This window comes from Paraconexibacter sp., from assembly GCF_041602235.1.
GTDB lineage: Bacteria > Actinomycetota > Thermoleophilia > Solirubrobacterales > Solirubrobacteraceae > Paraconexibacter.
Map to the genome: position 1 here is coordinate 1 of NZ_JBFIGP010000128.1, position 10,041 is coordinate 10,041.

The 10,041-nt window shown below is 72.3% G+C and carries 10 protein-coding genes; 7 read left to right on the forward strand and 3 right to left on the reverse strand.

Translation table 11 applies throughout. From position 1 onward, the window contains the following. From ABYE80_RS11530 to ABYE80_RS11540, 3 genes are all read right to left on the reverse strand, one after another. A partial coding sequence (locus ABYE80_RS11530) for a prephenate dehydratase (RefSeq protein ID WP_372790424.1) occupies positions 1-573 on the reverse strand: 573 nt, incomplete at its 3' end. After that, positions 573-1,097: a DUF4446 family protein gene (locus ABYE80_RS11535; protein WP_372790425.1), complete on the reverse strand. Its 525-nt coding sequence runs from the start codon at positions 1,095-1,097 to the stop codon at positions 573-575. The genes ABYE80_RS11535 and ABYE80_RS11530, both read right to left, overlap by 1 nt. Before the next feature lie 62 nt (positions 1,098-1,159). Further along, complete coding sequence (locus tag ABYE80_RS11540) at positions 1,160-2,164, reverse strand: hypothetical protein (protein ID WP_372790426.1); 1,005 nt, start codon at positions 2,162-2,164, stop codon at positions 1,160-1,162. A gap of 315 nt (positions 2,165-2,479) precedes the next feature. Between ABYE80_RS11540 and ABYE80_RS11545 the strand changes: the two genes are divergently transcribed. From ABYE80_RS11545 to ABYE80_RS11575, 7 genes are all read left to right on the forward strand, one after another. Further along, positions 2,480-4,237, forward strand: a complete 1,758-nt coding sequence (locus ABYE80_RS11545; RefSeq protein ID WP_372790427.1) for a serine/threonine-protein kinase — start codon at positions 2,480-2,482, stop codon at positions 4,235-4,237. 24 nt (positions 4,238-4,261) lie between these two features. Further along, a complete protein-coding gene (locus tag ABYE80_RS11550) occupies positions 4,262-5,056 on the forward strand; it encodes an FhaA domain-containing protein (RefSeq protein WP_372790428.1) in 795 nt (264 codons plus the stop codon). A gap of 2 nt (positions 5,057-5,058) precedes the next feature. After that, positions 5,059-5,580 carry an FHA domain-containing protein gene (locus tag ABYE80_RS11555; protein WP_372790429.1) on the forward strand — a complete coding sequence of 174 codons (522 nt, stop codon included), beginning with the start codon at positions 5,059-5,061 and terminating at the stop codon, positions 5,578-5,580. Between the two features lie 16 nt (positions 5,581-5,596). Beyond that, entirely contained in the window at positions 5,597-6,922 is a 1,326-nt protein-coding gene (locus tag ABYE80_RS11560; RefSeq protein WP_372790430.1) for a Stp1/IreP family PP2C-type Ser/Thr phosphatase, read from the forward strand. Beyond that, complete coding sequence (locus ABYE80_RS11565; RefSeq protein ID WP_372790431.1) at positions 6,919-8,223, forward strand: FtsW/RodA/SpoVE family cell cycle protein; 1,305 nt, start codon at positions 6,919-6,921, stop codon at positions 8,221-8,223. Before ABYE80_RS11560 ends, ABYE80_RS11565 begins: the two co-directional genes overlap by 4 nt. Next, complete coding sequence (locus tag ABYE80_RS11570; protein ID WP_372790432.1) at positions 8,220-9,659, forward strand: peptidoglycan D,D-transpeptidase FtsI family protein; 1,440 nt, start codon at positions 8,220-8,222, stop codon at positions 9,657-9,659. Before ABYE80_RS11565 ends, ABYE80_RS11570 begins: the two co-directional genes overlap by 4 nt. Next, on the forward strand, positions 9,652-10,041 hold a 390-nt coding region (locus tag ABYE80_RS11575), incomplete at its 3' end, for a protein kinase (protein WP_372790433.1). The genes ABYE80_RS11570 and ABYE80_RS11575, both read left to right, overlap by 8 nt.

Consider the following 10,041-nt stretch of genomic DNA (forward strand, 5'->3'; position numbering starts at 1 on the left):
CGACGCGTCACCGGCACGGGCCAGCCAGACGAAGCGGGTGACGTTGCCGGGCTCGTCCTCCACGCCTTCGCGCAGGACGGTCGCGCCGTAGATCTCGGCGGCGAGCGCAGGCCCGATCGCCGCGGCGCCGGACCCGGCGACCTCGCCACCGGCGACCATCCGCACGGCCTCGGCGGTGCTCGGTGCGGCCAGCACGCGCGCACGACCGACCTCGCTTCGCAGGAACTCCCGGCACTGGGCGTTGGCCTGGGGGTGGGACACCACCACCTCGACGTCCGCGAGATCCAACGGCTCCCGGGCGATGAGGCAGTGCGAGATGCCGCGCACCTCCTCGCCGACCACCATCACCGAGGGCGCGTCGAACGCGAGTGCGTCGAGCGTCGCGTTCACCGCCCCCTCCAGCGCGTTCTCGATCGGCACGAGCGCCATGTCGACCGAGCCGGACTGCACGGCGAGGACCGTGGCGTGGACCGTGCCCAGCGGCACGAGCTCCGCATCGGCCGGCGTCCGGGAGCTGGCCCGGACCGCCGCATCGGAGAACGTCCCCGCAGGCCCGAGGAACCCGACACGCATCAGGCCGAAGGATCCTCGGCCTGCAGCTCGCGCGACAGGGCGAGCTCGACGGCCAGCTCCTCCTCGGGGGACAGCGTCAGCTCCCCCTTGCCGTCGCGCACGAGCTTGGCGTACATCCGCGCGCTGTCACGGTGGTGGATCGACGAGACGATGACGCCGGAGCGGGTGGCGTCCAGCAGCGCGACGGTCGTCGACTGACGGCCGGACATCTCGTTGTAGGCGTCGTACCGCACGAGGCCGTGGTAGGTGATCGAGCCGTCGAGCCGCAGCTCGGCCGCGCTCAACCGCTCGTCGAGGCGCGCGGCGACGTCCTCGACGTAGTCGTGCAGGACGCCGAACTCCGCCTGCAGGCGGGAGGCGTGCCCCACGAGATCGCTCTTCCCGGTGTCGCCGAGCACGATCTCCTGCTGGGCGGAGAGCCGGCGCAGGCGCACCACGGCGACGACGGCGACGACGAGCGCCACGATCGCGATGAGGCCGGCCACCGCCGCGACGATGCCCGTGGTCGTACTGAGATCGTCCACCGGAGCGAGGATAGCCGCGGGCCCGGCAGGCCCGCAGTCCCGGAGGTCGGGCCTCGGGGGCCCTACCGCTGGAAGAGGACCGTGTAGGTGCTCTTGTTGTTGTCGGTGACCTTCTCACCGGGAACCGGGCGCACCTCCACCTCGACCGTCACCGGGGTGCCGATCGGCGGCGCGTTCGACAGCGGAACGGTGACCGTGGACGACGTCTTCGACTTCGTCTGCGGCACCGTCTTGGTGGTGCTCAGGGTCTTGAGGCTGGGTGCGCGGATCCGCACGACGACGCGCACATCGGCCTCGTCGTTCTCGCCCTGGTTCGCGACCTTCACGGTGAACGAGACGTTGGACCCGGCCTGCACGCGGTTGACCGCGCTGCCCGGCTGCAGGGTCGTGCTGCCGACCGCGACGCTCTCGAGGCCGTGGCCGTGCGTCCCGGGAGCGGGCTCGGCGTTCGCGCCGCGGCCCCCGGCCGCCCGCTGGGCGCCGAGCCGGCCGGCGACCTGATCGACGGTGAGCCAGGCGACGTTCGGGAGGAAGGTCGACGTGGCGATGCTCTGCCCGCTGATGTCCGCGCTGTCGAGGGCCTGCTTGATCAACGGTGCGACCCGCTGGCTGTAGACCACGTCGGAGGCCAGCAGCGCGCTCATCTGCCCGGCGATCTGCTGCACGGCGTTCTCGGCGGACTGGCGGTTGTTCTCGCCGTCGGCCTTCGCGGCGGCCACGCGGTCGGCGATCTTCCGCAGGGCCTCGGCCCGGAGGTTGAGGACGAGCTCCAGGTTGCGCTGGGCCGCCACCATCTGGTCGGGCACGTCGAGCGTGCGGGCGCGCTTGGCGTCCTGGTCGGCCACGACGCGGTACTCGTTGATCGTCTGCTCGAGCTCGTTGGCGTCCGCCGTCCCGGCGTTCAGCAGCGCGAAGAACGGCTCGCTGACCTGCTCGTTGGAGGAGCTGACGATCGCGGTGACCTGGCGGTTGTAGTCCTTCAGCGCGCGGTCCCGGCGGCTGTCCAGGCAGCCCTTGACCCCGAAGACCAGCAGGAAGAGCACCAGGACGCCGACGCCGAGCGCCACCCCCTGACGGGTGCGGAGCGTCTGCGAGTCCGGCGCCGCGGCAGAGCGCGGCCTGCCGCCCGTCGATGCGGGTGCCGGACGCCGTGGCCGAGCCGGGCGCGTTGCGCGTGTGGGTTCGTCGTCGTCGAAGAACGACATAAGTCGAGTTCCCGGCGTCTGGGGCCGACCACGCGGGTGGTCGGCACTCCGGGCACCGGTGCGTGAAGCAGTATGACCGCCCCGTCGGAGGGGTGTTTCCCCTGCAAGTTCGCCGTCAAACCGCGGAAACCCTTTTCGGCGGCAGGACCCGCGCGCGCGGGAAGGAACAGCAAGACGGTGCGGACCGCCCCTCAGAACGACCCCGACACGCTCGCGGCGCCCGCCGCGGAGACCGTCCTCGGGCGCTACCGACTGGGTCGGCGGCTCGGGGCGGGAGGGATGGGTGTCGTCTTCGTCGCGCACGACGAGCACCTCGATCGGGCGGTCGCCGTCAAGCGGATCGACGTCGGGGACCCCGGCATCGCCAAGCGGGCCGAGCGGGAGGGCAAGGCCGCGGCCCGCCTGCAGCACCCGGGGATCGTCGCCCTGCACGAGGCCGGACGCGACGGGGACACGGTCTACCTCGTCAGCGAGCTGGTCCGCGGCCACACGCTGCGCGACCTCCTGGACGACGGGGCGCTGAGCGACCGGGCGGTCCTGCGGATCGGCGTCGCGCTGTGCGACGCCCTGACCCACGCGCACAAGCGCGGCGTGGTCCACCGCGACGTCAAGCCCGGCAACGTGCTGGTGCCCGCCCGCCCGACCGACGCCGGTGGCGTCGCCAAGCTCACCGACTTCGGGGTGGCCTGGATGGCGGGGGACGACGCGCTGACCCGGACCGGTGACGTCGTCGGCACCCTCGCCTACATGGCGCCCGAGCAGGCCGAGGGCCGCGAGGTCACGCCGGCGACCGACCTCTACGCCCTGGCCCTCGTCCTGTACGAGGCGCTCTGCGGCGTCAACCCCGTCCGCGGCGCGGGCGTCTCGCAGACCGCGCGGAAGGTCGGCCGACGCCTCCCGGCGCTCGGGCGGCTGCGGCGTGATCTGCCGCTGGACCTGTGCGGGGCGATCGACACCGCCGTCCGCCCCGACCCGTCGGAGCGGGGGACGATCGACGACCTCTGCGACGCGCTCGAGGACGCCCTCGAGGACGCCGACGACGAACCGGGGACCATCGCGGGCGCCCCGACCGAGGTCCTGGGCCGCGTCGTGGACCGCGACGCCTACCGCGAGCCGGTGCGCCCCTCCGCCCGGCTCGTGAGCGGACTGGCCGCCGGGATCCTGGCCGGCGCGGCCCTGCAGTGGCTCGGCCCCCCGGCCCCGGTCCCCGTGCTCGCGGGCGCAGGGGCGGTCGCCGGTGCCGTGATCCTCCTGCCCCGGCTGGGGTTCCTCGCGGTCGTCGCCGCGCTGGTGCTGTGGCTGGCCGGGGAGGCGCCGGGGCTCGCCGCGTTCGTGGCCCTGGCCGGCCTGCCGGTGGCGGTGCTCGTCCGGCGCGCGCCGAACTGGTGGTGCAGCCCGGCGATGGCCGCCGGACTCGGTCTCGGCGGGGTCGCGCTGGGCGGCGTCGCCGTCGTGGGCCAGGCGCCCAGGCCCCTGCAGCGCTTCGCGCTCGGCGTGCTCTCCTGCTGGTGGCTGGTCCTCGCCGAGGCGATGTCGGGCGAGCGACTCCTGTTCGGCGCCCCCGCCTCCGTCGCCCCGGCCGGATCCGCGGAGGGCAGCGCGGGCGCCGTCCTGCGGGACGTGGCGTGGCCGCTGCTCACGTCCGGGGTCCTGCTGGTCGGGCTCCTCTGGGGGGCCGCGGCACTGGCCCTGCCGCACCTCGTCCGCGGGCGCGTGGCCGCTGTCGACATGGTCGCGGCCACGGCCTGGGCCGCGGGCCTGGCGACCGCAACACAGGCGCTCGGCGGGGTGTTGACGGGGTGGGGCGAAGGCCCCGGGGCCCCGGAGGCACGGGGGATCGTCGCCGGTGCCGCGCTCGCCGGCGTCCTCGCCGTCGGGGTGCGGGCCACGTCGGGCCCGTCACGCAGCGGGGACGAGACGCGTTCCCTTGCGTAGCATGGGCCGGCAGGAACTCCCGACATGAGCGTGCTGAGAAACCTCGAGAGCAGGATCGCCGGCCTCGTCGAGGGGACGTTCGGCCGTGTCTTCAGCACGCCGGTGCGCCCCGTCGAGATCGCGCGCCGGCTCGTGAAGGAGATGGACGAGCACCGGACGGTCTCCGTCTCGCGCACCTACGTCCCCAACGAGTACGTGGTGTGGCTGTCCCCGGAGGACCGCGAGAGCTTCGCGCCCATCGAGCAGGAGGTCGCCGACGAGCTCGCCGTCCGCGTGCTGGAGCACGCCCGCGGCGAGAAGCTCGCCCTCGTCTCCCGGCCCGTGATCACCTTCGAGACCGACGAGCGCCTGCACCTCGGCGAGTTCGGGATCCAGGCCCGGCTCGTGCGGCCCAACGAGGCGGCGGCCCCGGGCATCGCGCCGGCCGCCGCGCGCGAGGAGGTGCCCGCCGTCGTCCAGGCCGAGCACGGGAACACGATGGTGTTCTCGAGCGCGGACAGGCTGCAGGAGCCGCTCGAGCAGCAGCGCGCCGAACGGCGCGGCCGCGCGATCGTGGTCGCGGAGGGCCGCCGCATGGTCGTCCCCGCCGGGGGCGCGGTCCTCGGCCGCAGCCGCGACTGCGACGTCGTGATCGGGGACTCGAACGTCAGCCGCCGTCACGCGGAGATCCGCCCGCACGCGGGCGGCTGGGTCGTCGAGGACCTGGGGTCGACCAACGGCGTCCGGGTCAACGGCCGTCCGGTCGACGGACCCACGCGGGTCACCGGCGGCGACCGCATCGAGCTGGGCACGGTTCCGATCACCTTCGAGGTCGACTGACTGTGACGCTGGAGCCTGTGTCGGTCGCCCTGCAGTTCGGCTTCCTCGCCGTCCTGTACCTCTTCATCCTGTGGGTCTCCCGGAGCGCGCTGAAGGACCTGCGCAGCGCCGTGGCGCCACGGCAGGAGTCCTACGCCGGCCACGATCCCGTCCTCGGCGGGTCGACGCCGACCGACGCGACCGGGCTCCACAGCGCGGCGGCGGTGCCGCGCGGGGACCTGGAGGGGCTGGACGCCCGGCTGGTCGTCGAGCGCGCGCCGGGCCACACGGCCGGCATGGAGTACGAGATCGGCGAGGGTGCGATCATGGGCCGCGGCGACCAGGCCGAGATCCGTCTGCAGGATCCGTTCGCGAGCTCGCGCCACGCGCGCATGATCAGACAGGGCGGCGTCATCGTGATCGAGGATCTCGGCTCCACCAACGGCACCTACCTCAACGAGGAGCTCCTCGGCGGACCCCAGCCGCTGCACCCGGGCGACCGGGTCCGTATCGGCGACAGCGAGTTCACCTACCTCGAAGGGTAGGAACCCGGAACCACTCATGTTGCGCGTCGCAGAGAGCTTCGAAGGATCCGACACCGGCCGTCAGCGCCGGGCGAACGAGGACTCGTCCTTCGCCCGGTCGCCGCTGTTCGCGGTGGCCGACGGCATGGGCGGAGCGCAGGCGGGCGAGGTCGCCTCGAGGATGGCGGTCAAGACGCTCGAGCCAGGGTTGCCGGACGGGTCCGGAAGCGCGGAGGAACGGCTCGCGGGCCTCGTCAAGCGGGCCAACGCCGACATCCACGAGCACTCCCGCGCCAGCGAGGAGCGGGCCGGCATGGGCACCACGATCACCGCCGCGTACGTGGGGGAGGAGGAGCTGTCGATCGCGCACGTCGGCGACAGCCGTCTGTACCTGCTGCGGGAGGGGTCCTTCGAGCGCCTGACCCGCGACCACTCACTCGTCGACGAGCTCGTCCGCGAGGGCAAGCTCACGCCGGAGGAGGCGGACGTCCACCCGCAGCGCTCGATCATCACGCGAGCCCTGGGCCCCGAGCCGGACGTCGACGTGGACAGCATGACCTGGCGCGCGCGGGCCGGGGACATCTACCTGCTGTGCTCGGACGGTCTGACGTCGATGGTGCCCGAGAAGCGCGTGGGCGAGATCGTCCGCGGCGCGGACTCCCTGGAGTCGGCCGGCCGGGCGCTGATCGAGGCGGCGAACGCCGCCGGTGGCCGCGACAACATCACGGTCGTCCTCTTCCGGCTCGACGACGTCAGCTTCGCGGACGACACCGCCGAGCAGACCACCCGTCTCGGGACGGCGGCGCCGACCGTGGCGGAGATCCAGGCGGCGCTGCGCGAGACCGACTCCGCCACCGGCGACGCCGCCCGGCCCGGGACGGAGGGCGCCGCCCCGGCGACCGCGACGGACCCCTCGACCGGCGCCCAGCCTGCGGTCGGGGCACCCGCGTCCACGGACGAGGCTCCCGCCGGCGGGCCCGTCCAGCCCAGGCAGCCGAGGATCCGGGTCGGGCCCGCGGGCGAGCGGAAGCGCGGTCCACTGCGTCGCCTGGGCCGCGGCCTGCTGTGGTTGACGCTGATCCTGTTCCCGTTCGCCGCCGGTGGCTACATCGCCACCCAGGCGGTCTACTTCGTCGGCGTCGACGACCAAGGCTTCGTGACCGTCTACAAGGGCGTGCCGTACGAGCTCCCCGGCGGGCTGTCCATGTACACCGAGAACTTCGTGTCCGGGGTCCCCGCGCAGTCGCTGCCGGCGGGCGCGAAGAAGACCGTCACGTCGCACAAGCTCCGCTCCCTGGAGGACGCCAACGACCTCGTCCGGCAGATCGAGCGGGGGGAGCTCGCCGGGCAGGCGACGGGATGAGCGCGCGCACGCGCGAGCTGTTCGCCCTGATCCCGGCGTCGCTGCTGGTCACGGCGGGCTTCACCGCGGTGTTCGTCCAGCGCGAGGACGTCCTCACCGACCTGTCGCTGACCTACGGGGCGATCTTCCTCGGCCTGTGCTTCGCCGCGCACCTCGTGCTGCGGATGACGCTCAAGGAGGCCGACCCGTACCTGTTCCCGCTGGTCGCCGTCCTGGCGTGCTTCGGGCTGGTGATGATCTACCGCCTCGACGAGGAGCTCGCCCGAGAGCAGGCGCAGTGGTTCGTCGTCGGGCTCGGGGCGTTCGCGGCGACCATCGTCTTCCTGCGGGACTACCGGCGCCTCGAGAACTACCGGTACCTCATCGCGGTGGGGTCGCTGGCGCTGCTGCTGCTGCCGCGGGTGCCAGGCATCGGACAGCAGACCAACGGCGCGTACCTCGGGATCGGCCTGGGTCCGGTCACCTTCCAGCCCGCCGAGTTCGCCAAGATCGGCGTGGTCATCTTCCTCGCCAGCTACCTGCGCGACACGCGGCAGCTGCTGGTCACGGGCGGCCGGACCGTGCTGGGGATCGTCGTCCCGCCGCTGAAGCACCTCGGCCCGCTCCTCGTGATCTGGGGCGGATCGATGGTGCTGCTGGTGTTCATCCGCGACCTGGGGTCCTCCCTGATGTTCTTCGGGGGCTTCCTGGCGATCATCTACGTCGCGACGAACCGCCTCAGCTTCCCCCTGATCGGGCTCACGATGTTCGGCATCGGCTTCTGGTTCTTCGCCAGCACGGTCGGCCACGTGCAGAGCCGGATCGACGCGTGGCGCCACCCGTTCGACCAGTCGCTGTTCGAGCGGGTGGGAGGCAGCGAGCAGCTCGCCCAGTCCCTGTTCGCGCAAGCCGACGGCGGGTTCTTCGGCGCGGGGTTCGGGCAGGCGTTCACGACCCTGCAGGGTGGCGACATCCAGTTCCTGCCCGCCGCGCAGACGGACCTCATCTACGCGCTCATCACCAACGAGCTCGGCCTGGTGGGGGCCTGCGCGGTCCTCCTCGTCTACCTGCTCATCGCCGAGCGCGGCTTCAAGGTCGCGATGCTCGCGCGCGACTCCTTCTCCAAGCTGCTCGCCACCGGGCTCACCGCCGTGTTCGCCCTGCAGGTCTTCGTCATCGTCGGCGGCGTGACGAAGGTCATCCCGCTGACGGGCGTGACGTTGCCGTTCGTCAGCTACGGGGGCTCGTCGATCGTCGCGAACTTCGTGCTGCTGGCCCTGTTGCTCTGCGTGTCGGACAAGGCCCGGCGGGAGATCACGTGAACGCCCCCATCGCCCGCCTCTACGTGCTCGTGCTCGTGATGTTCGCCGTGCTCATCGCGTTCACGAGCCGCTGGTCGGTCTTCGAGGCCGACGCGCTGAACGACAACGCGCTCAACCGTCGCAGCGTGTTCGAGGAGCAGCGGATCAAACGCGGCCTCATCCGCGCCGCCGACGGCACGGTGCTCGCGCGCAGCGTGCCCGCGCAGGACGACACCTTCCGCCGGACCTACCCGGAGGGCGGCCTGTTCTCGCACGCGATCGGCTACTCGTACACGACCCTCGGCCGGGCGGGCCTCGAACGGTCGCGCAACGACGACCTCGCGGGCAGACGGGGGGAGCTCGGGTCGGTGATCGACCGCGTGATCGGCCGGGACCCGATCGGCGACAACGTCCTCACCACGCTCGACCCCAGGGCCCAGCGCATCGCGCTCGGCGCGCTCAACGGGCGCAAGGGGTCCGTCGTGGCGATCGAGCCGTCGACGGGCGCGGTCAAGGTCATGGCGTCGACGCCCGGCTTCGACCCACGGGACCTGCGGTCCACGAAGACCTTCGAGCGCCTGGCGACCGACAACGACAACTCGCCGCTGCTGAACCGCGCCACCCAGGCGGGGTATCCGCCCGGCTCGACCTTCAAGGTCGTGACCGCGGCCGCGGCGCTGGACAGCGGCCGGTTCCAGCCGAACTCCACGATCGACGGCAACAGCGGCAAGCCGATCAGCGGCGTGCCGCTGGCCAACTCCGGCGGCCGCGACTTCGGGCCGGTCACGCTGACCACGGCGCTGACGAACTCCGTCAACACGGTCTGGGCCGACGTCGCCGAGCAACTCGGCAAGCAGACGATGCAGAAGTACATGAAGCGGTTCGGCTTCGGCGAGGATCCGCCGCTGGACTACCCGGACGGGCAGATGCTGCCGTCCGGGGAGTACGTCGCCGGGCGCGGCCTGGTTCCCGCGACGTCGCGCTTCGTGGATGTCGGGCGGATGGCGATCGGTCAGGACAAGCTGCGCGTGACGCCGCTGCAGATGGCGATGGTCGCCGCCGCGGTCGCCAACCGCGGCCGGCTGATGCGCCCGCACCTCACCGATCGCGTCGTCGACATCGACGGCCGCACGGTCGATCGGATCGAACCGGAGGAGCAGGCGCGCGTCATGAGCGCCGGGAACGCTGACAAGCTCATCGAGATGATGACCAACGTCGTCCGCGAGGGAACTGGAACCGCGGCCGCTCTGTCGGGTATCGATGTGGCAGGAAAGACCGGAACCGCAGAAATCGACCCTTCGCGTGACATCAACCAGCCGTGGTTCATCGGGTTCGCCCCTGCCAAGAACCCGAAGATCGCCATCGCGGTGACGATCGAGCGGACCACCGGAGGGCAGGGCGGCGTCGTCGCCGCACCCATCGCCAAGCAGGTCATGGAGTCGTTGCTGAATGGATGAGCGCCTGGCCAACGAGACCATCGTCGATGGTCGCTATCGCATCCTGGAGCGCATCGGCTCGGGCGGGATGGCGGACGTCTACCGTGCCGAGGATCTGCAGCTCGGACGGGACGTCGCGCTGAAGATCCTGTACCGGCGCTTCGCGGAGGATCCCGAGTTCGTCGAGCGGTTCCGGCGCGAGGCCTCCAGCGCCGCGGGCCTCCAGCATCCCCACGTGGTCTCGGTCTACGACCGCGGGGAATGGGACGGGACCTACTACATCGCGATGGAGCACCTCGACGGCCGCGCGCTGAAGCAGGTCGTCAGCGACGAGGGGCCGCTGGATCCGGCGCACGCCGTGGATCTCGTCATCCAGATCCTGCGCGCGGCCAAGTTCGCGCAC

Excerpts from the sequence above, each read along its gene's own strand:
- ABYE80_RS11550 (WP_372790428.1), top strand. The coding sequence starts at position 4,262 with ATGAGCGTGCTGAGAAACCTCGAGAGCAGGATCGCCGGCCTCGTCGAG.
- ABYE80_RS11565 (WP_372790431.1), top strand. The coding sequence starts at position 6,919 with ATGAGCGCGCGCACGCGCGAGCTGTTCGCCCTGATCCCGGCGTCGCTG.
- ABYE80_RS11560 (WP_372790430.1), top strand. The coding sequence starts at position 5,597 with ATGTTGCGCGTCGCAGAGAGCTTCGAAGGATCCGACACCGGCCGTCAG.